This window comes from Phyllobacterium sp. RCAM01083 (genome assembly GCF_055685835.1).
On sequence record NZ_JBVFZN010000003.1, the window covers coordinates 16,970 to 41,550 of the forward strand.

At 58.3% G+C, this 24,581-nt stretch carries 25 protein-coding genes; 16 read left to right on the top strand and 9 right to left on the bottom strand.

The features are described from left to right. Window positions 1-9 precede the first annotated feature (9 nt). Entirely contained in the window at window positions 10-270 is a 261-nt protein-coding gene (locus ACZ25R_RS01680; RefSeq protein ID WP_464664664.1) for a hypothetical protein, read from the bottom strand. A gap of 228 nt (window positions 271-498) precedes the next feature. Here ACZ25R_RS01680 and ACZ25R_RS01685 point away from each other — a divergent pair, with 228 nt between their 5' ends. From ACZ25R_RS01685 to ACZ25R_RS01730, 10 genes are all read left to right on the top strand, one after another. Further along, window positions 499-1,272 (top strand): hypothetical protein, encoded by a 774-nt coding sequence (locus ACZ25R_RS01685; RefSeq protein ID WP_464664865.1) that lies wholly within the window; start codon window positions 499-501, stop codon window positions 1,270-1,272. 214 nt (window positions 1,273-1,486) lie between these two features. Beyond that, window positions 1,487-3,157, top strand: coding sequence for an arylsulfatase (locus ACZ25R_RS01690; protein ID WP_472459818.1), 1,671 nt, complete (start codon window positions 1,487-1,489; stop codon window positions 3,155-3,157). Window positions 3,158-3,214: 57 nt separating this feature from the next. After that, the gene (locus ACZ25R_RS01695; protein ID WP_472459819.1) at window positions 3,215-5,761 is read left to right on the top strand and encodes a spermidine synthase; all 2,547 of its coding nucleotides are present in this window, start codon (window positions 3,215-3,217) and stop codon (window positions 5,759-5,761) included. After that, complete coding sequence (locus tag ACZ25R_RS01700; protein ID WP_472459820.1) at window positions 5,758-6,729, top strand: AAA family ATPase; 972 nt, start codon at window positions 5,758-5,760, stop codon at window positions 6,727-6,729. The genes ACZ25R_RS01695 and ACZ25R_RS01700 overlap by 4 nt, the downstream gene beginning before the upstream one ends. Window positions 6,730-6,734: 5 nt before the next feature. Continuing rightward, on the top strand, window positions 6,735-7,700 hold the full coding sequence (locus ACZ25R_RS01705) for a DUF58 domain-containing protein (RefSeq protein WP_472459821.1): 966 nt from the start codon (window positions 6,735-6,737) through the stop codon (window positions 7,698-7,700). A 1-nt stretch (window position 7,701) separates the two neighbouring features. Next, a complete protein-coding gene (locus tag ACZ25R_RS01710) occupies window positions 7,702-8,196 on the top strand; it encodes a DUF4381 domain-containing protein (RefSeq protein ID WP_472459822.1) in 495 nt (164 codons plus the stop codon). Beyond that, on the top strand, window positions 8,183-9,190 hold the full coding sequence (locus ACZ25R_RS01715; RefSeq protein ID WP_472459823.1) for a VWA domain-containing protein: 1,008 nt from the start codon (window positions 8,183-8,185) through the stop codon (window positions 9,188-9,190). The genes ACZ25R_RS01710 and ACZ25R_RS01715 overlap by 14 nt, the downstream gene beginning before the upstream one ends. Next, window positions 9,187-10,749: a vWA domain-containing protein gene (locus ACZ25R_RS01720; RefSeq protein ID WP_472459824.1), complete on the top strand. Its 1,563-nt coding sequence runs from the start codon at window positions 9,187-9,189 to the stop codon at window positions 10,747-10,749. The genes ACZ25R_RS01715 and ACZ25R_RS01720 overlap by 4 nt, the downstream gene beginning before the upstream one ends. A 17-nt stretch (window positions 10,750-10,766) precedes the next feature. Further along, entirely contained in the window at window positions 10,767-12,062 is a 1,296-nt protein-coding gene (locus ACZ25R_RS01725) for a BatD family protein (RefSeq protein WP_472459825.1), read from the top strand. 171 nt (window positions 12,063-12,233) lie between these two features. After that, window positions 12,234-12,644 carry a DUF2177 family protein gene (locus tag ACZ25R_RS01730; protein WP_464664656.1) on the top strand — a complete coding sequence of 137 codons (411 nt, stop codon included), beginning with the start codon at window positions 12,234-12,236 and terminating at the stop codon, window positions 12,642-12,644. Between the two features lie 68 nt (window positions 12,645-12,712). On the opposite strand, the gene ACZ25R_RS01735 is transcribed toward ACZ25R_RS01730, so the two are convergent. The 3 genes from ACZ25R_RS01735 to ACZ25R_RS01745 are packed head-to-tail and all read right to left on the bottom strand — an operon-like array spanning window position 12,713 to window position 14,774. Further along, window positions 12,713-13,573 carry an alpha/beta hydrolase gene (locus ACZ25R_RS01735; protein ID WP_472459826.1) on the bottom strand — a complete coding sequence of 287 codons (861 nt, stop codon included), beginning with the start codon at window positions 13,571-13,573 and terminating at the stop codon, window positions 12,713-12,715. Window position 13,574: 1 nt separating this feature from the next. Then, the gene (locus ACZ25R_RS01740; RefSeq protein WP_472459827.1) at window positions 13,575-14,222 is read right to left on the bottom strand and encodes a ChrR family anti-sigma-E factor; all 648 of its coding nucleotides are present in this window, start codon (window positions 14,220-14,222) and stop codon (window positions 13,575-13,577) included. Window positions 14,223-14,228: 6 nt separating this feature from the next. Further along, the gene (locus tag ACZ25R_RS01745; protein ID WP_472459828.1) at window positions 14,229-14,774 is read right to left on the bottom strand and encodes a sigma-70 family RNA polymerase sigma factor; all 546 of its coding nucleotides are present in this window, start codon (window positions 14,772-14,774) and stop codon (window positions 14,229-14,231) included. A gap of 272 nt (window positions 14,775-15,046) precedes the next feature. On the opposite strand from ACZ25R_RS01745, the gene ACZ25R_RS01750 reads away from it, so the two are divergent. From ACZ25R_RS01750 to ACZ25R_RS01760, 3 genes are read left to right on the top strand one after another with little or no spacing between them, the layout of a single operon-like run. Further along, entirely contained in the window at window positions 15,047-16,378 is a 1,332-nt protein-coding gene (locus tag ACZ25R_RS01750) for an NAD(P)/FAD-dependent oxidoreductase (protein ID WP_472459829.1), read from the top strand. Next, on the top strand, window positions 16,375-17,199 hold the full coding sequence (locus tag ACZ25R_RS01755) for a DUF1365 domain-containing protein (protein WP_472459830.1): 825 nt from the start codon (window positions 16,375-16,377) through the stop codon (window positions 17,197-17,199). Before ACZ25R_RS01750 ends, ACZ25R_RS01755 begins: the two co-directional genes overlap by 4 nt. A gap of 9 nt (window positions 17,200-17,208) precedes the next feature. Beyond that, complete coding sequence (locus ACZ25R_RS01760) at window positions 17,209-18,684, top strand: cryptochrome/photolyase family protein (RefSeq protein ID WP_472459831.1); 1,476 nt, start codon at window positions 17,209-17,211, stop codon at window positions 18,682-18,684. Window positions 18,685-18,743: 59 nt separating this feature from the next. Here the strand turns inward: ACZ25R_RS01760 and ACZ25R_RS01765 are convergent, their stop codons facing one another. Both ACZ25R_RS01765 and ACZ25R_RS01770 read right to left on the bottom strand, forming a co-directional pair. Continuing rightward, the gene (locus ACZ25R_RS01765; protein ID WP_472459832.1) at window positions 18,744-19,673 is read right to left on the bottom strand and encodes an RNA polymerase sigma factor; all 930 of its coding nucleotides are present in this window, start codon (window positions 19,671-19,673) and stop codon (window positions 18,744-18,746) included. A gap of 151 nt (window positions 19,674-19,824) precedes the next feature. Continuing rightward, window positions 19,825-20,757 carry an alpha/beta hydrolase gene (locus ACZ25R_RS01770; RefSeq protein ID WP_472459833.1) on the bottom strand — a complete coding sequence of 311 codons (933 nt, stop codon included), beginning with the start codon at window positions 20,755-20,757 and terminating at the stop codon, window positions 19,825-19,827. 216 nt (window positions 20,758-20,973) lie between these two features. On the opposite strand from ACZ25R_RS01770, the gene ACZ25R_RS01775 reads away from it, so the two are divergent. The 3 genes from ACZ25R_RS01775 (at window position 20,974) to ACZ25R_RS01785 (ending at window position 22,781) form a co-directional block, all read left to right on the top strand. Continuing rightward, entirely contained in the window at window positions 20,974-21,525 is a 552-nt protein-coding gene (locus ACZ25R_RS01775) for a fasciclin domain-containing protein (RefSeq protein WP_472459834.1), read from the top strand. Between the two features lie 102 nt (window positions 21,526-21,627). Continuing rightward, on the top strand, window positions 21,628-21,924 hold the full coding sequence (locus tag ACZ25R_RS01780) for a putative quinol monooxygenase (protein WP_472459835.1): 297 nt from the start codon (window positions 21,628-21,630) through the stop codon (window positions 21,922-21,924). A 194-nt stretch (window positions 21,925-22,118) separates the two neighbouring features. Next, window positions 22,119-22,781, top strand: a complete 663-nt coding sequence (locus ACZ25R_RS01785; protein ID WP_472459836.1) for a flagellar basal body-associated protein FliL — start codon at window positions 22,119-22,121, stop codon at window positions 22,779-22,781. 64 nt (window positions 22,782-22,845) lie between these two features. On the opposite strand, the gene ACZ25R_RS01790 is transcribed toward ACZ25R_RS01785, so the two are convergent. The 3 genes from ACZ25R_RS01790 to ACZ25R_RS01800 form a co-directional block, all read right to left on the bottom strand. Next, window positions 22,846-23,163 carry a cupredoxin domain-containing protein gene (locus ACZ25R_RS01790; RefSeq protein WP_472459837.1) on the bottom strand — a complete coding sequence of 106 codons (318 nt, stop codon included), beginning with the start codon at window positions 23,161-23,163 and terminating at the stop codon, window positions 22,846-22,848. A gap of 9 nt (window positions 23,164-23,172) precedes the next feature. After that, window positions 23,173-23,697 carry a DUF4142 domain-containing protein gene (locus ACZ25R_RS01795; RefSeq protein ID WP_346307777.1) on the bottom strand — a complete coding sequence of 175 codons (525 nt, stop codon included), beginning with the start codon at window positions 23,695-23,697 and terminating at the stop codon, window positions 23,173-23,175. Between the two features lie 86 nt (window positions 23,698-23,783). Continuing rightward, window positions 23,784-24,476, bottom strand: coding sequence for an RNA polymerase sigma factor (locus tag ACZ25R_RS01800; protein WP_472459838.1), 693 nt, complete (start codon window positions 24,474-24,476; stop codon window positions 23,784-23,786). Window positions 24,477-24,581 lie beyond the last annotated feature (105 nt).

A 24,581-nucleotide genomic window follows, 5' to 3' on the forward strand; every position in this document is an offset into this window, starting at 1 on the left:
TACTTTCCGCTAAATGGACCGGCTTTTCAGATTGATACATAAATCAATGACTTCACTCTCGATTTCGGAGCAAATGGTTTCATACTCCTTGATCAGCTCTGCATTTGACCTTGGATCACGGTTCAGTTGGTCAAGGGCAGTCGTCGCATCGTCAAACGCGTCGCACAGTCCCATGAGTGCCTTGTTTTTCGCGCTCTCCATTTGCAGCTGCCCCCGCAGCGCAGGCAGCTTCAGCATCAACTTCCAAAGTCCTCGCTGTGCCGACGCCATCTGAATCACTTTCGTCTGACCCGCCCCGTATCGGTCAGGCATGCTCCAGCGAGCAGCCAGCCTGATACATGATGTATCGGCAAAAATAATATGGCAGTACGTTACGGTTACTTATCCGGACAATACACATTGGATGAATGTAACAGTTACGTACTCACATCCGGTCAACGTCATGAATATCCTTCCGCGATCAAACGCAGGGAGCCATTCATGAAATTTATCACCCTTATGACAGCCGTTGCGGCCAGCATTCTCTCGGCTACCTGTTCTTTTGCCCAACAGCATGAGGATGTGAATGCTGCCAACAACCCGCTCACGCCCAAGATAACCATCAATTTGCATGACTACTACGTGCCCGAGCTTTCCGGGTTGCCGGGCAACCGGTATGCCAATCAATTCCTGCTGCGCGGCCTGATACCATCAGACATGTTCGGTGCGCCGCAACTGCTCCGGTTCACGCTGCCTGTCGCGACAGCGCCGGAATTTCCGGCGGGATACAGCACAGGGCTCGGCGATCTCACCCTGATGGACCTTTTTCTGGTTCCCGGAAAAAAGGTGTCGTTCGGTTTAGGCCCTCTCGTCGTGCTGCCGACGGCAACCGATGACGTGCTTGGATCGGGCAAATGGCAGGTCGGTGCCGCAGGTGTGGTTGTCGCTCCCCAGACCTGGGGATTGATCGCCGGACTGGCCACCTATCAAACCTCGTTTGCCGGCCCGGAGAGCCGCGAGGATGTTTCCCTTGCGACATTCCAGCCGATCGTCAATTTCAATCTGAAAGATGGCTTCTATCTCCGCTCCACGGCCACCTGGAACTTTGATCTGGAAAGCGGAAACTACTCGATCCCTGTCGGGCTCGGCGTCGGCAAAGTGTTCCAAGTCAACGACAAGGTCACGATGAATGCGTTCGTCGAGCCTCAGTATACGGTGTTCGACCATGGCGCCGGCAATCCCGAGTGGCAGGTGTTCGCCGGGGTCAATTTTCAGTTTGCGCTCGGGAAATAAATTCCTCCCGTCACTTCATACGTGTCAGCCGCTTCACAGCGGCAAGCCACGGTTGGTCGCGCTCTGAACCTCATTCGTAACAGTAACGTACTTCCGGCAACTTCAAGGGTACGAAACGATGCTTCCACCCGCGCTTTGCGGCCGGTCCACCAACCCTACCGGGAGACCACGAAGTGAGCCACACCTACAATCTGCAACAGGAGGTTGAATCATCATGACAGCTGACCCCAAGCACAAGCGCGCGTCCCTGTGGAGCGCCTGCATACCGCGAGGAATCAGAGCCAAGACAGTGCTTTTGGCAACCGCGGCGGCTTTTACCGCCATCTCGTTCTCGCAATGGCAGGGAACCCAGCCGGCCTATGCGCAAGAGGCGGCCAAACCCAATATTCTTGTCATATTCGGCGATGACATCGGCCAGTCCAATATCAGTGCCTACACTGACGGCTTGATGGGCTACAGGACGCCGAACATCGACCGCCTGGCCAAGGAAGGCATGAAGTTCACTGATTACTATGCGGAGAATAGCTGCACCGCCGGACGTTCCTCGTTCATCACGGGCCAAACGGTGCTGCGGACAGGCATGTCGAAGGTCGGCGCGCCTGGCGCGACCGTAGGACTTCAGGCGCGCGATGTTACGATTGCGGAGGCACTCAAGCCGCTTGGTTACGCCACAGGTCAGTTCGGCAAAAACCATCTTGGTGACAAGGATGAATTTCTGCCGACAAACCATGGCTTCGACGAATTCTTCGGGAATCTCTACCACCTCAATGCAGAGGAAGAGCCTCAGAGGCCTTACTGGCCGAAAGACCCGAACGATCCCTACGTCAAGAATTTCTCCCCGCGCGGCGTTCTCAAAGCCACAGCGGACGGCAAGATTGAGGACACGGGCGCTCTGACCACCAAGCGCATGGAAACCATCGATGATGAGACCACCGGCGCCGCCATGGATTTCATCAAGAAGCAAACCAAAGCAGGCAAACCGTTCTTCACCTGGATGAACACCACACGCATGCACCTGTACACCCACGTGCGTCCGGAATACCAGGGCCAGAGCGGAATGGTCGGCAATGAATATGCCGACGGCATGGTCGAACACGATGGCGACGTCGGCAAACTGCTGAACCTGCTGGACGAACTGAAAATCGCCGACAACACGATCGTCGTCTATACCACCGACAACGGTCCGAACCAGTTCTCCTGGCCGGATGCGGCAACGACGCCGTTCCGCAGCGAAAAGGACACCAACTGGGAAGGCGCATTCCGCGTGCCCGCCTTCATCCGCTGGCCCGGCAAGATCAAGCCGGAAACGGTGAGCAACGAAATGGTTTCGGGGCTGGACTGGTTCCCGACGCTGCTGGCCGCGGCGGGCGACAAGGACATCAAGGAACGCCTTCTCAAGGGCACGACTCTCGGTAGCAAAACCGCCAAGGTCCACCTCGATGGCTACAACCAGCTTCCATATCTTACCGGCGAACAGCCCAAGAGCGCTCGCAAGGAGTTCTATTACTTCGACGATGACGCCAACCTTGTGGCCATGCGGTTCGATGACTGGAAGATCGTGTTCTGCGAACAAAAGACACCAGGTGGTTTTCAGGTATGGCAGGACCAGTTTAGTTGCCTGCGTCTGCCCAAAGTCTTCAACCTGCGAATGGATCCGTTCGAGCGCGCTGATATCGTGTCCGATCAGTACAATGATTGGCTCGCCAAGAACGCTTACCTGACGGCTATGGGCACGATGAAAGCCTCGGTATTCCTCGAGACCTTCATCGAGTATCCGCCAAGCCAGAAGCCGGCGAGCTTCTCGGTCGACCAGGTGGAAAAGTCTGTCCACCAAAAGATCGACGCGATCCTCGAGAAAGCTGCGGAACAAAAGAAAGCCAAATAATCCTGGAGAGGCCGCCTCTGGCGGCCTCTTCCTCTCACTATGCAAGGAGGCCTCCTGATGACCGCCAATGCGGACCTGCAGCCGAATAGGCACTTTCGCGACAATGCAAGCGACATGGCTAAGAGCCAAGCTGCCGTCGGCGCATCGCTGTCTATCGCCATATTGCTGCTGTTTCTCTCCGGATTTTCGTCTCTGGTATTCCAGGTCGTATGGATCAGGCAGTTGTCGCTTGTGGTCGGCGTGGATGTCTACGCCGTGACGGCGGGAGTGGCCGCTTTCATGGGAGGCCTGGCGCTTGGCGGCATTGTATTCGGCAGGCAGGCTGACAGGTTCGCAAACCCGCTTGCCCTCTATGCCGGGCTCGAAGCGGCAGTGGCATTCTGCGGCATTGGTTTAACAATATTACTTTCACATTATGCGCTGCCGTTCGTGAAGCTCGAGACGTTCTCGCCGGTTATCGCCTGGTCGACCGTCTTCATTCTTATCGGAACTCCCGCCGTCCTCATGGGCGGCACGCTGCCGGCTCTGATGCGCTCGGTGACATCGATCAGCAACAATATCGGTTCGGCGGGCGGTCGCCTCTACGCCGCCAACACCGCCGGTGCGATTGCGGGCACGCTCGCCGCCGCGTTCATATTGATCCCCTCATTGGGTATTTCAGGTGCAGCCTACGTCGCCGCCGCTTGCAGCATTGCCGCTGCCGCGGGATCGTGGGCCATTCCCCGACGCGCGCCTCCCGCGGTGCAGACCGTCCAGAATTCCCAGCCCCACACCGGCGACGTGCGTCTCGCACTCGCGCTTTATACTGTCGCAGGCGCGGTAGCTCTCGGCTATGAGGTTGTCTGGACCCAGTCCATTGTTCAATTCATGAGCACCCGAAGCTTTGCCTTCGCCATCGTATTGGCGACGTATCTGTTCGGGCTTTCCCTCGGTTCTGCTGTGATGGCAGGCAAAATCGATCGTTTGAAAAACCTTTGGAGCACGCTGGGTCTTCTCCTTTCCGGAGCCGGGCTTGCCGCCCTGATCTCGACAGCACTGTTGGGAAACTGGATCGTTACGGCACAATCGCTGGCGGAATACTGGGTCCTGAACCTCACCGGTAGCGAGCTCGCCGGAATGTCCGCCAGATTCACGATAGCTGCATTCACGACCGTGCTGCCCGCCACCGTCCTCCTTGGTGCGGCATTTCCGGTCGTATTGAAAATTGCGGCACGGGATGGCCGCACAGGCCGCAGCGTCGGACTTGTCAGTGCCTGGAACACCCTGGGAAGCATAGTCGGAACTGCGCTGACAGGATTTTTTCTGATCCCCAGCTTTGGCTTCATCGGTTCGCTCGGGCTTCTCGCTGTCATTGCGACAGCAATTGGTATCATCGCCGTCTACCGGAATATCGCTGCCGTTGCCTGGCATCGCGCCGCAGCACTGGCGTTCTGCGCCATCGCCGTCGCCCTCACCTTTCTGCTCCCTTCGACACGCTTTGCGGATCTCCTGGCCCAATCGCGTGGCGGCAAGCTGGTGTTTTACGAAGAAGGCCTCGGTGCGGCGGTGGCTGTCCTCGAGCAGGGAGGCGACAAGAAATTCAGGAGACTTTACATTCAGGGCGTTTCCAATACCGGGGATTCACTGCCGTCACTGCGCTACATGCGGCTTCAGGCGCTGATACCTTTGATCAGCATGCAGCAGCAGCCGCAATCGGCACTTGTCATCGGGTTGGGCACCGGCATCACGGCGGGTGCCGTGCTGACCTATCACGGCCTCGAACGGAGGGTCGCAGCCGAACTTCTGCCAGCCGTCACGCGGGCGACAAACCTGTTCGCCGGAAACAATCATGCCGCATCCGATCCACGACTGGATATCCGTCTGCGCGACGGAAGGCGTGAACTGCTTGCAAGCGCCGACAGGTACGACCTGATAACGCTCGAACCCCCGCCCCCGTCGGCAGCGGGCGTGGCAAATCTCTACTCGACAGACTTTTATCGCCTCGCGTCTTCCAGGCTGCGAAGCGGCGGGCTGGTGGCGCAATGGCTGCCCCTTCCCACCCAGAATGACGAGGACACCCGGTCCCTGGTGCGCAGTTTCCTCGACGTGTTTCCGCATGTCGGGCTGTGGACCACCGAACTTCATGAAATGATGCTCGTCGGTTCGCAGGAACCGCTGCGTTTCGACCTCCCGCGCATGCAGGCCCGGTTCGACCAGCCCGATGTCAAACAGGCCCTCGCCGAAGTGGGCGTGAATTCCCTTGCCGGACTGATGGCGACGTGGGTAACCGACCGGGCGGCACTTGAGACGTACGCCGGCGATGCGGTGGCGGTTACCGACGACTACCCACGCATCGAGTATGGCTCCTGGGTGCGCCCCGACTCGTTCGCGGTCACGCTTCCCAAACTCATGGACCTCGCAAAGGAGCCCGTCATCGATGGCGCAAGCGCCGATTTCACCAAGGCGATGCAGGAGGAGCGCGGCAAACTCCACACATTCTACAGGACGGGCCTGAGCGCCTATAACGGCGACCGCGCGGGATGGCAGCGCAATGCCGCGCAGTTGCGCGGAAGCGTCGCCGGGAATGCATATTACTCATGGTTTTTCGGCGGAGCGACGGAATGACCGCACGTGACGACATTACACTCCTTGGCAAACACATTGGCGAGTCCATCATTGGCCAGCAGGCGATGGTTGAACGCCTGTTGCTTGGCCTCCTGGCCAACGGACATCTCCTCGTCGAAGGCCTGCCGGGACTAGCAAAAACAAGAGCAATCAAAAGCCTGGCGAAGAATCTTGATGCTTCACTGTCGCGTGTGCAGTTCACGCCAGATCTGCTGCCGGCTGACATAACAGGATCGGAAATCTATTTCAGCGAAGGCGGCAAGGGTCAGTTCAAATTTCAGCAGGGACCCATCTTCGCCAACCTTATCCTCGCCGATGAAATCAACCGCGCACCCGCCAAGGTCCAGTCGGCCCTGCTCGAGGGAATGGAAGAACGCCAGGTGACGGTGGGAGGCAAGAGCTATCCCCTTCCCGACCTTTTCATGGTGATGGCGACGCAAAATCCGATCGAACAGGAAGGCACCTATCCTCTTCCGGAAGCCCAGCTTGACCGCTTTCTCATGCATATCGAAGTCGGATATCCGGATGAGGCGTCCGAAGCAGCGATCATGCGACTGGTGCGAAGCGAGGAGAATGCACAGGCGAAATCAGCCAAATCCGCCCGGAAAATCAGTGCCTCCGCAATATTCGATGCCCGCAAGGCGATTGGCAATGTAACCGTGGCCAAGGCCGTCGAGGATTATATGGTGGCCCTTGTCTTTGCCACGCGCTATCCGCTGAAGCTGGACAAGGATCTGGCCAAGTGGCTGCAGGTTGGCGTGAGCCCGCGCGGGGTGATCGGACTGGACAAGGTTTCGCGCTCATACGCCTGGCTCAAGGGGCGCGACTATGTCACGCCCGACGATGTCAAAGCCGTCGTTCACGATGTATTCCGGCATCGGCTCATCCTTTCCTACGACGCGCACGCCGCACGTATATCACCTGATGCAGTGATCGACCGGATCGTCGAACTCGTGGCTGTGGCTTGAATGCCATGGTCACGCGTCCCGCCCACGTGCAGAAAACCGCAAGCGGCGTTTATGTCACCGTTGACGATCTCGCCAAGCTGGAGATGGTGGCCCGCAACCTGACATTTCTGCAGAAGACCACGGTGCAGCAGTCTTTGGTCGGACGACACAACTCAAAAATGCGTGGCCGCGGTCTGACCTTTGAAGAATTGCGTGAATATCACGCGGGCGATGATATCCGCACCATCGACTGGCGGGTTACGGCCCGGACGGGAAAGCCGTTCGTGCGGATTTATGGCGAGGAAAAGGAGCGCCCGGCGCTTATTGTCGTTGATCAGAGGACGAACATGTTCTTCGGCAGCCGCCGCTCGATGAAATCCGTGACTGCGGCGGAAGCCGCGGCGCTTTGCGCATGGCGCATATTCGGTTCCGGAGACCGTGTCGGCGGTTTTGTCTTCAACGACGAGAGAATTGATGAACTGCGGCCTCACCGCAGCCGCGAAGCCATTTTCGCCCTGTCGACCGGAATATCCGCGATGAATCAGGAACTGACGGCGGATACGCCGGCAAGACGGTCCAGTGGACAGCTCAATGCCGCTCTCCAGGCGGTCGCCAGCGTGGCGGATCACGATCATCTGATTGTCATCGTCAGTGATTTCGACGGCCATACCGACGCGACCAAGGACATGCTGCTGCGGCTCGCGACGCACAACGATGTCCTGGCAATCCTGGTCTACGATCCTTTTCTGCTTCAACTCCCGACCAGCGGCGGGATCGTCGTCAGCGGGGGCTCCACGCAAGCCGAACTGGCATTCCAGCGGCCCCAGATGCGAAGCGCGATCGGCGAATTCGCACGTCAACGCGGACGCAACCTTCTCGCCTGGCAAGTCGAACTCGGACTGCCGATGCTGCCGGTTTCATCCGCCCAGGAAACGGCGCCGCAATTGCGCAGTCTGCTCGCGCAGGCGGCATGGCGACAGCGGAGACGGTGAGATGGCCGAACTCGCGCCAATGCCCGATGACCTCACGGAAACTGCGCTGAAAACGCTCGCAGACATTGCGCTCCCCCCTGACGTGTCGTGGATGCCGCAAACCTGGGGCTGGGCCGTGCTTGCCGGTGCCATTTGCCTTGCGCTCGGATGGAGCATTTGGCGATCGGCAAGGCGGTGGTGGAGGAACCGTTACCGCAGGGAAGCGATCAGCTGCATACGGCAGATGAGCACGGCCGACCTTCCCGGAAGTGTGCCGGTCATCTTGAAAAGGACCGCGCTTGCCGCATGGCCGCGCGAACAGGTGGCCTCGCTGACGGGAAAGGAGTGGGTGGCTTTCCTGGAGCGCACGGCACCCAACCACAGACTGGACCCCGAGCTTGCCCGTTTCATTGCGGAACTGGAATATGTGTCCGCGAATGCGGCATCGGGCCCGGATACTTCGCAGTTGAGGCAAGCAGCCATCCGCTGGATCGGAAAGCATCATGTATCAACTTGATTATCCCTGGCTGCTTGTCCTGCTTCCCGTACCGCTGCTGATCTGGTGGATTGTGCCGCCTTACAAGGAGCAGACCACTGCGGTCCGCATTCCCTTCTTCGAAGAAGTCGCCCGCGCGGCTGGCGTTGTTCCGACCACGGGATCGCTGGTTTCGCAGCGGTCCGTCCTGCAGACTCTATCCGCAAGCCTTGCCTGGATACTGATAGTCCTTGCGCTTGCCCGTCCGCAGTTCATCGAGCCGCCGCTGCAGAAGACGCAACCGCAGCGGGACCTCATGCTTGCTATCGATTTATCCCAGTCCATGGACACGAAGGATTTCCGCGAACCAAACGGCACCCTCGTGCCTCGCGTCGAGGCAGTGCGCAAAGTTGTGGCTGATTTTGTCTCGAAACGGCAGGGCGACCGGATCGGTCTGATTGCCTTCGGCGACGCGCCCTACCCGCTTGCCCCGTTCACGATGGACCATGCCACGGTTCAGACGATGATAGCGGATGCGCTTCCCGGGATGGCTGGGCCGAGAACAGCTCTCGGCGATGCGATTGGGCTTGCCATCAAAATGTTCAATGATCCGAACATTCCGGAAAAGGTGCTTGTGCTTTTGACCGACGGGAATGATACCGCGAGCAAAATGCCTCCCGCAAAAGCTGCCGATATCGCCAAAGCCGCCAGGATCACCGTCCATACAATCGGAATTGGCGACATGAATGCGGTTGGCGAGGACAAGCTGGACGTGGCCATGCTGCAGAAGATCGCCGAGGTCACCGGTGGCCGCTATTTCTTCGGGCAGGATTTGAAAAGCCTGGAGGACGTCTATGCGACCCTGGACCGGATAACGCCTGCCACGCAGAAAATTCTGTCCTGGCAGCCGCGGACCGAGCTTTTTGTCTATCCGCTCGGCGCTGCTCTGGTTCTCCTAGTGGTATTTCATGCACTCGCATGGTTGGGAACGGAATTCAGGAGGCGCCGGGAATTGCCCGGCGGTGCGCAGCCATGATCGCCGACTTCCACTTCCTGCGACCGTGGTGGTTGACCGGCATTCCGGCGGCGATGCTCTTCCTTTGGCTGGCCTCGCGGCAAGGTGACATGAGAATAAAGTGGCGCGGCATGATTGCACCGCAGTTGCTCGATCATCTGATTTCCGGCAGGGAGCACCGCGGCGGCATCCGCCCCTATCATGGGATGGCAATGCTGATGGCCCTATCGGCGATCGCGCTGTCGGGGCCGACCTGGCAAAGGGAACTGCCGCCGTTTGTGCAGGATTCCGCCGCTCTTGTTGTCGCAATCGACCTCTCGCGGACAATGGATGCGATTGACGTGACACCGTCGCGGCTGGAAAGGGCCAAGCTGAAGATTGACGACATACTGGCGTTGCGCCCGGCGGCCAAGACCGCAGTGATCGCCTATGCCGGATCGGCTCATCTCGTGCTGCCGCTGACGGAGGACGCTTCGCTTATCCGGACCTATGTGAATTCCCTGATCACGCCCATCATGCCGGTCGGCGGCCGGAACACCGCGGCCGCGCTGGAACTGGCAGAAAAAACGCTGGCCGATGACGGGGCAACCGGCACGATCCTTTTATTGACCGACGGTATCGATTCCGGCTCGCTCGCAGCTGTTCAATCGAAGCGGCAAAGCGGCCTCGTGGTGCTCGGCATCGGCACTGCGCAGGGCGGTCCGGTCAAGACCGCCGACGGCAGCTTTGCCAATGATGCCAATGGCAACCGCATCTTTGCCAAACTCGACATCGATGCTTTGAGAGAGTTGCGCAACAGCGAAACCAGTGTCGCCACCTACACGGCGGATGACAGCGACGTGCATTGGATTGCCCAACACATCCGGACGCATTTTGAACAGCGGTCGGATGCCGGCCAAACCCGGTGGCGGGATTTCGGCTGGTGGCTGACGATCCCGATCGCGCTGCTTGCCGCTTTCACGTTCCGGCGTGGCGGGGGCATCCGATGGACGGGGGCCATCCTTGCCTTCCATATGATCACCAGCACGGATACGGCTCGTGCCGCTGACAACTGGTTTGCGGACGCTTGGCTCACCCGAGACCAACAGGGCCGCCTTGCCTACCAACGCGGGGATTTTCCGGACGCTGCCGAAACATTTGCCGATCCGGCCTGGAAAGGAGCGTCGCTATACCGTGCCAGGAAATTTGACGAGGCGATAAACGCATTCGCACGCGAAAACACGCCCGAAAGCTGGTTCAATCAAGGCAACTGTCTCATGCAGCTTGGAAAATATGATGCGGCTGTTGCCGCATATGAAAAAGCGCTGGCGGTGCGCAAGGACTGGATAGCGGCCAAGGGTAACCTTGCCGTTGCCGAGCGGCTTGCAGCGCGCAAAAAGAAGGATGAGAGCGAAGAGCCACGGGATCCGGATGACGATCCGGATCAGATCCAATTCGATGAAAAGGGTAAACAGGGGAAAGAGGGAGAGGTCGATATCGCGGAACAGGCGGCGGATATCTGGATGAAGAACATTGTGGTCAGCCCGGCACAGCTGCTGGCGCGGAAATTTGCACTCGAAGCGGCGCGGGGTGCGAAATGAGAATCCTTGCTGCAGCCTTGCTGGTGTTGTTCTGGCATCATACCGCTTTCGCCGCCGGCCCTTTTGTTGAAGCGACCATTGCCACGAAGGGTACTTTGGTTGCGGGTCAACAGATCCAGATCGACATCGATGTCTTCGTGCCGAATTATTTCACCGCACCGCCACAATTTCCCGCGGTCGATCTTCCAAATGCGATTGTCACGCTCTCCGACGGGCGCGCCCAGAACCTCAACGTCGTCAAGGACGGAGCGCAGTACTCGGGAATCCGCCGCACTTATCTCGTCATTCCGCAATTGACAGGCGACTATGCATTGCCGACCGCAGACATAGAATTCGGCTACGCCGCCGTGCCGGGTCAGTCGGTCACGGCGAAAGTGTCGCTTCCGCCCGCGAGGTTTCATGTGAATGAAGTACCCGGCAGCGGCAACGCCGGGCCGATCCTAGCTGCGACCAGTCTCGAGTTGTCACAGACCTTGGACAGCGACCCCGGCAAACTGACAGTCGGCGACACCCTGGTGCGGACCGTGTCGCAGACTGCCGGGGGAACGCAGGCAATGATGTTGCCGCAACCGCATTTTGAAACGCCAGCCGGAGTCAGGATGTATATCAAACCGCCGCGTTTGGAGAACGGCATCAAAGGAGCCGGTGGCGGATCGGGCAGCAGGCGGACCGACAGCGTCACCTATGTCGTAGAGCGCGAAGGCAGCCTGACCATTCCGGGCCTTTCCATCGACTGGTACGATACGGGCAATGCCAGTCGCCAGCAGGCCAGGCTTTCCACCATTGCGCTCACCGTGAAGGCGGCTCCCGCGACGACGAATGCAATCATTCCGGATACGCCGGCACAACCGCAATCGTCGCGCGCACCTTCGCTGCATACAATAGTGCTTGCCGGGATAATCCTGTCTGCAGCAGTTTTGGCCGCCTGGGTCTGCTGGATCACATTGCCGCGCCTGTTCAAATGGATGGATGCGCGCCAGAAGATGCTTGAACGATCAGAACCCGCCAGGTTCCGGCAGCTGTATCTCGCCTTGAACTCGGACGATCCGTCAGCGGCCTATGCGGCTCTCGAAACCTGGACGGCAAGTGCCGGATACAAAAGCATTGCGGCCTGGGTCGCCGCTACCCAGGATCAGGAAATTCTGAATGCACTTGAGGCCTTTGAAGCGGATTTATACCGTTCGCATATCGCTGCGAACTCCAAAGTCACCATGAACAAACTGGCCTCCGCCATTTTCTCGTGGCGTGACGGCAACGGCAAGAGGCTTAACGTGAAGCACGAGAAGCCAGCACTGCCACCGCTCAACCCCTGACGCGCAAAATTCTTCGCCTCAGTTGGAATCCCATCATTCTCATTTGTTCCGTTCACACGAAATGCGGCCGTCCCTGATCACCATTGTGACGATGAAGACGCAGCTCGCTTTATCCCGATATGGATGATCCATCCAAAGGGCGCCAGCGTATGAGGCAGAAAGGAATCTTTCATGCTCAAATACGTCATCGCCTATCTCTCGACAGCGGCGCTGTTTCTTGCGGTCGATTATGTCTGGCTCAGCATCATGGCAAACGGCTTCTACCGCAGCCGGATTCCCGATGTCATTGGCACACAGGCCAACTATCCCGCGGCAATTGCCTTCTATCTGATCTTTGTCGCGGGTATCGTAATCTTCGCGGTCAGCCCCGCTTTGGAAAACGGCCGCTGGACAACCGCTCTCGTCTATGGGGCGCTTTTCGGCTTCATGGCCTATGCGACCTATGATCTGACCAATCAGGCGACACTCAAACAGTGGTCCACGATGGTGACGATTGTCGATATGGGCTGGGGTACCTTCGCATCGGCTCTATGCGCAACCCTCAGTCTTCTGTTCACGCGGTGGTGGCTGGCCACGGTTTGACAGGTCGACCTATGTCCTCGCACTCCGCCATTGAAGTCACGATGCCGGAAAGTCTGACGGCGCGCCGGTCATGATCTGTCGTTCCCCCCATGCCCAAGAATGAAATCAACGGTATCGCGCAGTGTCGGCGCAACGAAGCGGATCGGCGATCCCATCGCTCCGATAATGCCGATGTGACCGACACCCGGATAAAGCTTCGTCTGGACCGGAGAGCCGACAGACCGCAGCTTCTTGTCAAGCGCCATGCTGTTGCGCGGATAGACAACTTCATCGCTCTGCCCGTGCAGCAGGAGTACCGGCGGGTTGCCGGGTCGAACCTGATTGACCGGCTGCGTTGATTCCGGCGCCCGCGCCGGGCTGAAAATATCGGCCACGGTTTTATCGTCGAACGGCAGAAAATCATACGGTCCGGAAATGCCGACAAACCCCTTCAGATCGCGCGCCGGATCAAGTTTTTGCTCGCCGAGCCACCTCTTGTCCAATGCCAGCATGGCGGCGATGTAGGCGCCGGCCGAATGCCCGATGAGATAGATTTTGTTGGGGTCTCCGCCATAGCTCTTACCGTGATCCTTCGCCCAGCCGACCACGGCAGCCCCGTCCTGCAGGAAGGCCGGATAACGCACGTTAGGATATAGCCGGTAATCCGGAACCACCGTAACGATACCTCTGGCGGCCAGCGCCGAAGCCACAAAAGCGTATGTTGCCTTATCCCCGCTTTGCCAGGTGCCGCCGTAAAAGAAAATTGCTATGGGCGCAGCGCTGGTGTTTTTGGGCGCATAGATATCCAGGGCCTGCCGCTGATCCCCGCCATAGGCAATGTTCCGGGTAACAGAAGCCCCGCCGGATGACGTCGTGATATCGAGCATCTTTCCGGCCGAACATCCAACCAGCGTTACAACCGTCAAAAGTGCCAGCAGCTGACGCAACACGTTAAAATCCAAGCAATGGTTGAACGAGGCGGCCGAGCACACTCTTCAATTGCAAACGCCCATCCACGACGGCCAGACAGATGCATTCTTCGTCAGGCCCCGCCTTGGGCTCATGTTCAAGACTGGCATCGGCGACAACAAGATCGCCCGGATAATAATCACCCAGCGCATCGTGCAACGTCCCCTTGAGCACCAGCGTATATTCGACACCTCTATGGGTGTGTTCCGGCAGCACCATTCCGGGCTTCGCGCGCAGCAGCATCGGCCGATTGCGGGGCGCACCGCCTCTGCCAATCGAGCTCCACTGCACGCCCGGCGCCAGGAACTTCCATTTGCCGATGTCATATTGCTCCAGCGGTGACGGCAGAACCAGACCATCCGGCATAGCGGCAAGATGCCGGACCTGCGGCATGACCTGCAAGGATGATGGCGTATCAAGACTCGCAAGAACCTGTTCCAGGGCATCAGCTGCCATTTCCGCAACCGGTACATCCTCGAGCGCAATACCACCCGCAGCCTCGAACTGCCGCACGCGTTCGGCGCTGTCCGGGCAGAGCGACAAATGCGCCGCGACAACGAGCGCCGGTCCCTGGGCAAGGCTGCCCGCGGCATAGGCCATCAGAATGTCATCGGAAGGGCGATGGGTCATGTCAGCTCATTCCTCGCCCAGCAGATTTCTGAGATGCTGCATCGCCAGACGCAACCGCGATTTGACGGTTCCCAGCGGCAAATCCAGCGTCCGGGCGATCTCACTGTGCGGCTTGTCATCAAAATAGTGCAGTTGGATGACGCTCATCTGTTCTGGCGACAATTTCTGCATGGCCGTGCGCACCAGCGTTTCGCCTTCCAGCCGCAGCAGCATCTCTGACGGAGAAGGTTCAAAATCCGGCTCATGTTCTTCCATGAGATGCGCTGCGGGATAACGCTCGCGCCGGATCGCATCGACCCTCAGGTTTCGCGCAATCGTGAAAATCCAGGTGGAAGCCGACGCTTTGGCGGGATCGAACAGAGATGCCTTGCGCCAGAGCATCAGCATGGTTTCCTGCGCCAGTTCCTCGGCCTGCCCCGGCGCCATGCCGCCGCGCATGAAAAACCCTTTGATACGCGGCGCATAATAGCCGAAGAGTTCGGCGAAAGCCGCCTTGTCACTGTGCTGCGCGATACGAAGGATTTTTGCGGAATAATCGGCCGGCCCAGTCATTGTCTGAACGGTACGCCTGATTGCCGGCTTTGTTCCGGCAACCGAAAACCGACCGCGTCCAAAACGCTGCCATATCCTGTGGAAATCGCCGAAAGATAGGGTTGCGAGGCCATTCATACCGCTCAATACGCAGATGCGCCGCAATCGGATCAGCACCGAAACTAATCCTGATCCAATTCCGTATTTCCACCGTATGCACTGATGCTGCAAGAAACAACGTCTGATCATGCCGATCCGTGTTGTTTCCACATGATGAGTACGGGAGAACATCGTTGAAAATTGCTGTCATAGGATCGGGTATTGCGGGCATGTCCGCCGCATGGCTTCTTTCCCAGAATCATGACGTGACCGTTTTCGAACGGGAGCTGCGCGTGGGTGGTCACAGCAATACATTCCTTGTCGGCCAGACAGACGGAAGCCACATTCCGGTTGATACCGGTTTCATCGTTTTCAATGAACATACCTATCCGAATCTGACTGCCCTGCTCGACCATCTCGGCGTGGAAACAGCGGCATCGGACATGTCCTTTGCGGTATCGCTCGACGATGGCAAGCTGGAGTATTCGGGCACTGGATTCAGCGGCCTGTTTGCCCAGCAGCGCAACCTGTTCAATCCGCGTTTCTGGATGATGCTGCGCGATCTCCTGCGCTTCTATCGCGAAACTCCGGCCCACGCGGGCAAACTCGGCCTGCTTGCTCTGGGTGAATTTCTGGAACGGGAGGGATATGGCCGCGCCTTCCGCGACGATCACCTCCTGCCCATGGCAGCCGCCATCTGGTCGGCGCCGGCATCGGCATTGCTCGACTATCCCGCAGAGGCGTTCATCCGCTTTTGCGACAATCACGGCCTGCTGAAACTCGCCAACCGGCCGCTATGGCGCACCGTCAAGGGCGGTAGCCGCGCCTATGTCGATCGCCTCACGGCAGGTTACAAAGACCGCATCCGGACCGGATGTGCCGCCGCATCCATCCGTCGCGGCAGAGACAGCGCCGCCGTGACCGATATCCATGGTGTTACCCGGGTTTTCAATCACGTCGTCCTGGCCGGCCACGCCGATGAATCCCTGGCGCTGCTGTCCGACCCGACGCCCCTGGAAGCCAACCTACTTTCCGCTTTCCGCTATTCGGTGAACCATGCTGTTCTGCATGAAGACGACACACTCATGCCCAAACGGCGGGCCGTCTGGTCCAGCTGGAACTATCTGGGACAGCGCCGGGAAGCCGCCGGTCCGGGCAACCAGCTGTGTGTGACCTACTGGATGAACCGGTTGCAGCCGCTTGAAACCGACCGTCAGTTCTTCGTCACACTCAATCCGCAGCATCAGCCGGATGCGCAAAAAATCCTGCATCGGGAAACCTATACCCACCCGATTTTTGACGGCGCGGCGATGCAGGCGCAAAAACAGCTCTGGCAGATGCAGGGACAGCGCAGCACCTGGTACTGCGGCGCCTATTTTGGCGCGGGCTTCCACGAAGACGGATTGCAAGCGGGCCTTGCGGTGGCGGAAGATCTCGGCGGCGCGCGCAGACCCTGGCAGGTTGCCGATGAATCCGGGCGCATCTATCGCCAGAACCGCCCCGAACCAATCGGGGTCGCGGCATGAATGCCTTCCGCTCGGCGATCTACACTGGCAGGGTCACCCATAGGCGCCTGCGCCCCAAGCAGCATTTTCTGCGTTACCGCATGTTCTACATGCTGCTCGATATTGACGAGATCGAAGGTATCGCGCGCGCCAGCCGGTTGTTCTCCCACAACCGGTTCAATCTCTTCGGTTTCTTCGATGGCGACCATGGCTCCAAGTTTGATGCGGCAGCGCGGTGTCCGGACCTGCGCGGTTATGTGGAGGACCATCTGCGGGATGCCGGCATGGTGCCCGATGGTGGGCCCATCAAGCTGATGACCATGCCCAGAATACTTGGCTATGTGTTCAACCCGCTGAGCGTCTATTTCTGCCACGATAGGAGCGGCAGGCTGAAGGCACTGATCTACGAGGTCAACAACACGTTCGGCCAGCGTCACAGCTACGTTTTTCCGCTGGGTGATACGGACGACGGCAAGCCGTTGCATCAGGAATGCGGCAAGGAATTCTACGTTTCGCCCTTCATGGAGATGGCGCTGGACTATGATTTCACCATCACCCGACCAGCCGATACAGCATCGGTTGTCATCAACGCGAGCGACAAGGACGGGCTCATCATCGCAACAGCTTTTTCAGGCAAGCGGCGGGAATTCAGCGACCGCCAGTTGCTAAAGCTGTTTCTCGGCTATCCCCTGCTAACTCTCAAGGTCATTGCAGGCATCCATTGGGAAGCCCTATGGATCTGGGTCAAGGGTGTCAAATGCAGACCCCGGCCGCGGACGCCTGTTCAAACCCGGACAATCATTGCGCGCCGAACGGAATCGGATACGCAGTTCTCAAAATAACAGGCATACATGACTGAACAGCAATCATCGGCCACCCGCTCCCCCGTCATTGTCCTCTTCAGACACGATCTGCGGATCAGCGACAATCGTGCCCTGTATGCAGCCGCAAACACAGGTAAACCAGTCATTCCCGTATTCATTTGGGATGAGGGGAACACCGAAGCATCACGGCCTGTTGGCGGGGCGCGCCAATGGTGGCTGCACCACTCACTGGCTGCGCTTTCAGCGTCACTCAAGGTTCTTGGCGCGAACCTTGTTCTCAAACGCGGGGCGACGCAGACCATTGTTGATCGGTTGCTGGACGACACAGGCGCCGACATGGTTCTGTGGAACAGGCGGTACGATCCCCCCGGCGTCAGGACGGACACGAGCCTCAAATCCGAACTCAGCCGCCGAGGCATATCGGCAGAAAGCTTTGACGGGCATCTCCTGCACGAGCCTTTCTTGTTCAAAACCGGCACTGGCGGGTTCTATCGCGTCTATTCGCCGTTCTGGCGGGCTTTGACGGCAGGTCCGGAACCACGCGATCCGGTTCCAGCACCGCGAACGCTGGAGCCATATCATGAATCGATGGGTTCGGAGTGCCTGAACGACTGGGCTCTACTGCCTGGCAAACCCGACTGGGCGAACGACTTTGCCAAGGATTGGACGCCAGGGGAAAACGGCGCACAGGAAAAACTAGCCGTCTTTCTCGGCGGCGCTATTGGCGGCTACGATCATGATCGGGACAAGCCTGCCATCGAAGCAACGTCAAGGCTTTCCCCCCATCTCGCCCACGGTGAGATCACACCGTTCCAGATATGGCATGCCCTGAAATCACCGAGCCTTGCGCGGGAAGGCAGGGATGTGGATAAATTCCGCAGGGAAATCGGCTGGCGGGAATTTTCCTACCATCTGCTGTTCAACAATCCCGCGCTTGCGACCAAGAACTACAATACATCGTTTGATGGCTTCGCTTGGCAGAACAAGGCCGATGATCTCAAGGCATGGCAACAGGGCCGGACGGGTTATCCGATCGTCGATGCCGGCATGCGCCAGCTCTGGAAAACAGGCTGGATGCACAATCGGGTCCGTATGATCACCGCATCATTTCTGATCAAGCATCTGCGCATCGACTGGCGCAAGGGCGAAGCGTGGTTCTGGGATACGCTTGTGGATGCCGACCCCGCCAGCAATGCCGCCAGTTGGCAATGGGTTGCAGGATCGGGTGCAGATGCCGCGCCTTATTTTCGCATTTTCAATCCTATGTTGCAGGGCGCCAAGTTCGATTCATTGGGCGCCTATGTGCGGGAATTTGTGCCGGAGCTGACAAATCTTTCCGACAAATATCTGCACGCACCTTGGCTTGCACCGGAGAATATTTTGAACGCGGCGGGCGTCGTTCTGGGCCAGAATTATCCTCATCCCATCGTTGACCATCAAGCAGCGCGACAACAGGCGCTGGTTGCCTATGCGAACACCCGTAAAGATTCTCCCGGCCATTAGCCCTCAACGGCCATGGATTGGTGACTGCCCATCACGCACCCTCCTCTACACCGCCTCCGTCATGCTCCCTGCGAGACGGCGGACCCGGCCATGAGTTGCAAGTCGGCCTCCGAGGCGTTTCCAATGACCCACGGGCAGGCATAATAATCTTCGATGCGGTCGATGACCCGACCGGCGACACGGACGCGCACCGGCCACGCGACCTGCCACCGGTCGCCTCGCTGGAAGAGCACGAGCAGGACAGGTTCTCCGTCGATCGCCCCGAACTCCATGGTCCAGGTGTCCGGGTTTCGCTCGTATTCGGCGAAATAGGGAGAGTTTCTGAGCAGGCCGTCAAAGCAGTCGGCGACCCGCAACCGAGCATCGGCGCTGGTGAGACTGCGCACGCCATCCCAGTCATGGCGGTTGAAGAGGTCAACATAGCACTGCAAGATCCGCGCGGTGTCGGGATCAAGCGGACTGCTCGGTTCGCCGGCAGGTTCCGCCGGCAAGTCGGCGAGCTTCGCCCGCCCGCGGGAGAGCGCGGATTTGACGCCGCCAACCGTCGAGTCCACGAGCTCTGCGGTCTCTTCCAGCGAATAGTCGAATACATCCTTCAGGAGGACGCAGGCGCGCTCCTTGGGCGGCAGGTGGCCAACCAGCCGTTCGATGGCGCGATGTGCACCGGTCGTCGCCGGCTCTGCAGCGACGACACCAATATCGTCCGAATAGGCGCTTTCCGCGCGCTCGCGCGCATCGCGCCGCCGCAGAAAGTCAATGCAGCGATTGTGAGCGATGCGAAAGAGCCAGGGTTTCAGCTTGCCGGCATCGTCGAGGGTCTCGATCTTCGTGTAGGCCTCGAACAGCGTCTCCTGCATGAGATCCTCACCGTCGAGCCGTGAACCGGTCATGCGGGCGCAGTAGCGATGCAGTTGGGCGCGGACGTCCGATACCGTCTCGAGGAAGGCTCGATACTGCGCGTCGAATAAGCCGTTCGGTCGCTCAGGCATGTCCCTCACCTGCCACCTCTTGGCGTCATCGAGGAACACAGGTGAGGACCGCGACGCGGTTCCTGAAGCGATGCGTATCGACGAGCCTTTGGGCGGACGAGCGCGTGTCCAAGGTCTGCAAACGCGCACTTGCCCACTTTCAATTTGCGAGTCATGCGACCTCCTGACTTTTGCCGGGTGTTGCTGCGGTTCCGGTCAGGCCGAGCTTGGGGCGGACCCATTGTGCGAACCGCTCTATCGCGTCGTCGGCTTCGGGCGCGCGGCCAGCCATCATCTGGAACGAATGCAGCATACCCGGAAATATCTCCAAGCGCACCTCGACACCGGCGTCCTTCGCGCGGTCGGCGAGCGCCCGGCTGTCGTCAAGCAGGGTTTCGTCTCCGCCCGCCTGCAGATAGATCGGCGGCAGGCTCTTGAGATCGGCAAAGATTGGGCTGGCGAATGGATGCCGGGCATCAGCCCCTCCAAGGACTTGCGATGCCAGCATATCCACGGTCGCCTTCTGGAAGAAGGCGTCCTTCTCGCGGTTCGCTTCATAAGAAAGCCCGCTTGCCGACAGATCATGCCAGCCAGAGATACTGAGGATCGCGGCCGGCAAGGGACGTCCCGCATCACGGAGTTTCATCGCGGCGGCAATGATCAGGCCCGCGCCAGCGGAATCGCCCGCACCTATAGTATGCTTCGGCCTGATACCCTGCTCGCCCAGCCACTCGAACGCGGTCACGGCCTGCTCGATTTGGCGCGGGAACTTGCTCTGAAACGCATAGTCGTAAGTGGCAAGCAAAGCGTAACAGCCAATCGCCTTGGCGAGGTGCCCGACCATCTTGCGATGGGTCCAGATCGATCCGCCGACATAGCCACCGCCGTGCAGGTAGAGCATGACCCGATCCTTGGCCGCCTGTTTTGGCTGAACCCACAGCGCTGTCTTGTCGCCGAGGTTCGTCTCGATGTAATCGACGCCGCCCGGTTCCGCCGTCAACACAGACCATTCGGAGACTTCAGGCGGCAATTCGCGACCGCTGCGCCAAGCCTCCGCGAGCCTTTCGTAGTGTATCTTGTTTGCCAGGCTCTGCTTGCTCTCCATGGTAACGCTCCAATTCGTTTGGGAGGGCGATGTCGAGGATGACAGCCCGTCAACAGCCAAGACGGACGAACCCAGCAAAAGGATACGCCGCCGCCGGATCGGGCACGCTTCTTCCCGGTGAATGTCCCCTTATTCGATCCCTGCTGAAACTAATTTGAAAAACCGCTCGTAACTCCGCCGCTTCCCAATCAAAGGGAAAAAACAGTGGAGAGAGAAATGTTCACCAAATCCATTCGCCTGGTTGCACTCGCATCTGTGTTGATTTCGGGAGCCGCGTTTGCGGAGAATCCCATGGTCGGCGGTGCACCCATGTACGAAAACAAAAACATTATTGAAAACGCCGTGAACTCCAAAGATCACACCACACTCGTCGCAGCCGTCAAGGCAGCGGGCCTTGTCGAAACTTTGCAGGGCAAGGGTCCCTTCACCGTCTTTGCACCAACCAATGCAGCATTTGACGCGCTGCCCAAGGGCACGGTCGAAACCTTGCTGAAACCTGAAAACAAGGACAAGCTTACCAAGATCCTGACCTGCCATGTCGTCGCCGCCAATGCGGATTCGAAGGCCATCATGAAGATGGTCGATGATGACAAGGGCGCGCACCCCGTAAAGACCGTTGGCGGTTGCGTGTGGACCGCAAAATACAAGGGCGACAAGCTGACTTTGACCGATGAAAACGGCACGGTTGCCAATGTGACGATCGCCAACGTCAAACAGTCAAACGGTGTCATTCACGTCATCGACAAAGTTCTGTTGCCCAAGATGTAAATCCGTTTCCGGTTCCCGGTACGAAGGGAACAGTCGGCTGGCCCCTGCCAATATGATATGAATAGGGGCCAGTTTTAACAGACGGCAGGAAAGGACAATTCCATGGTAAAATACGGTCTCTATGTCTCGCTTGAAGCAAAAGCAGGCAAGGAAGATGATGTGGTGTCTTTCCTCACTGCCGGGCTGGCCATCGTCAACAAGGAGCGTGATACGGTGTCGTGGTTTGCTGTGCGCAGCAGTCCATCGGCATTCGCGATCTTTGACACATTCAACACTGCTGGTGCGCGCGATGCGCACCTTGCCGGCGATCTCGCCAAGCTGCTGATGGGACGGGCTGACGAACTCTTTGCCACGCCGCCCGATATTCAGATGGTTGATATTCTGGCATCAAAACCGTAGGCCATCTGAAAATCGGTTCAGGCCCAATATCTCTCAAGTTTCTGCGCGCTCCAGTTGCAGGCCCAATGGGCGCGAAGGTGATGCTTGCGCCATTCTGGCCGAACAGCATATGAAAACCTGATCGCAGCGCATAGAATGGAAAAACGGACAGGAGATGAGCCGCATCTTGAATGCGCCTAGCGAAGGAAACGACAATGCCCCTGGGAGTTTTCTCCATCATGCAGAACAAATACGCGAGGTGTCTGGCTCTGGTCATGACGATCCTGATCGGCTCGAACGCGTTGCTCTGTGCCAGCGGATTTGCTTTCGAAGGCAAGACGATCGGTCTCGCCGATGCGACAATCGTCATTATCCGCCATGGAGAAAAGCCGGACAGCGGAACAGGTCTCTCTCCGGCTGGTGAAAAACGGGCGCAGGCCTATAGCGCGTATTTCCAGCACCTGACGCTCGACGGCCATCCATTCCGGCCCGACACGCTGATTGCGACCGCAGATTCCAAGAACAGTGCCCGCGAACGGCTGACCCTGGAGCCACTGAGCCAAGCGCTGGGGCTGCCTATCGATCTGAGATTCGGCAACAAGGATCTGGCTGGCCTTACCAAGGCTTTGAGAACCGAGCCGCACGGCAAATCGGTGCTCATTGCCTGGCATCACGGCAAACTCTCGCAGCTCATCGAAGCATTGGGAGGTGATCCGTCGACGCTGTTACCCGGCGGGCAATGGCCCGACGATGTTTTCGATTACATGGTTGTGCTGCGTTTTGATCATAAGGGGAAACCGATGACCGGTTCTGCCGAGCTCATCCATGAGGACTTCGCCAATCCGCCCGGGCAGATCGGCGCCATGACGTCTCATTGACCGGTTGTTCCCGGCGCCAAGGACCGCCGGGGTCCGTCCGGTTATTTTTCTTTAACCTCCAAAACTAGGGAGTCACAGCAATACGCCCCTTCATGTTGGGATGAAAGCGGCAATAGAAGTCAACCGACCCTGCTTGCTCAAGCTGGAGCGTTGCCGCTTTGCCGGAGGAGATCACGACATCCCATCCGCCTTTCACTGTTGCCGTATGATCCACGATATCCTTGTTGATCCATTCGATCCGGTCGCCAACTTTTGCGGTGATGACGGCTGGGGTAAACACCATCTTCTCGATCGTGACCCGTATGGTTTCCGCCCTGGCAGGAATGGACCCCATACCCAGCATCAGGGCAATCGAGATCCATGCCTTAAGTTGCGATGCCATCGGTCTGCCCTATTTGAGCCCGGCCGCAACATGTTCGGCGTGCTGTTCATGTCCCTGGAAGATCTTCAGTCCAGTTTCCAGCAGGCTTTTAAGCTCGGCATTTTTTGCCGAAGGAATGAGCAAGGTTTCAAGCGCACCATTGACCTGCTTGTGATAGGTCACCTCGTTGGTTACATAGGCCTTGTCAAAGGCAGTGCCATCGAACTTGTCCAGCTTGGCGCGTTCGGCGGTGGCCGCCTTGACGAGCGAACGGCTGGTGTCGTTGTCCTCGGGTGTGACCTTCAGCTTTTTGACCAGTGCGAGAGCTTGCGTGTTGACCGCTTCATGATCGCGCACCATGTCCCTGGCAAATGCAACAACGTCCTTGTTTTTTGATTTGGCAATCGCCTGTTTCGCAGCTTCGATATCGATGATGCCTGCCGTATAGGCAATGTGTGCAATTTGCGGGTCGGTTGGCTTGTCTGCCGCATGAGCGAGTGAAGCGCTGCCCAACAGGGAAAGAACAGCCAGGGCTGTCATTGTTCGAGAGAACATAATACCTCCTTCACCCGGAGGAATATCCGGGTCGTTTTTCAACTGACAGCCATTTGATGTTGAACAGCGAAAAAGGTTCCCGGAATTCACTCGACGAAGCCAAGCTGTTTCATGACTGCGGCGGTCAAACGGGCGCAGCGCTGTCCGGCAAATGGAAAGGCATCCATCAAGACCGGGCCGATCTGGTCGTCCAACTGTTTACGTACGAGCGCACGAGCACGATGCAGACGTGTCTTGACCGTCTCCACTCTGATCCCGAGCACCTCCGCTGTCTCCTCCTGACTGAGCCCCTCGATCACGCGCGCGATAAAAACAGTCCTGTACACGTCGGGAAGAGCATCGGTTGCCCTTTCAACCATTTGTAAAATCTGCCGCTGTGCCATTAACCGCTCCGGGTCTTCACCTGTTTTGATGGGAAACGGGATGATCCGCGTGTCTGAATTCCGGCTCGTCGAAGCCGCAAGATCCGGCGCACGCCGCTTTTTGCGCAAACGTCCCAAAGCTTCATTGATGACAATGCGGGAAAGCCAGGTTGCCAGTGAGGATTCACCCCGGAACTGGTCGAGATGAGAGAAGGCGGAGCAATAGGCCTCCTGAACGATATCCTCGGCTTCGCTGTCATCCCGAATGACGCCGCGGGCAATTCGGTAAAGCCGGCGATTATGCGTCCGCATTATTATGCGGAAAGCATCGGCATCCCTGATCAGCGCACGTCGAACAAGTTCGACATCATCCCCATGACCGGATGGGGAAACTGTCTTTGCCGGTAATACCATCATCCTGAACTCCTCTGGCCATCATAGATGATATTTGCGGCAAAAGGTTCCCGGTGTCTTGGGCCTCAGATCAACATGAGCCGAGACATTGAAGCAGTCCGAATGCTT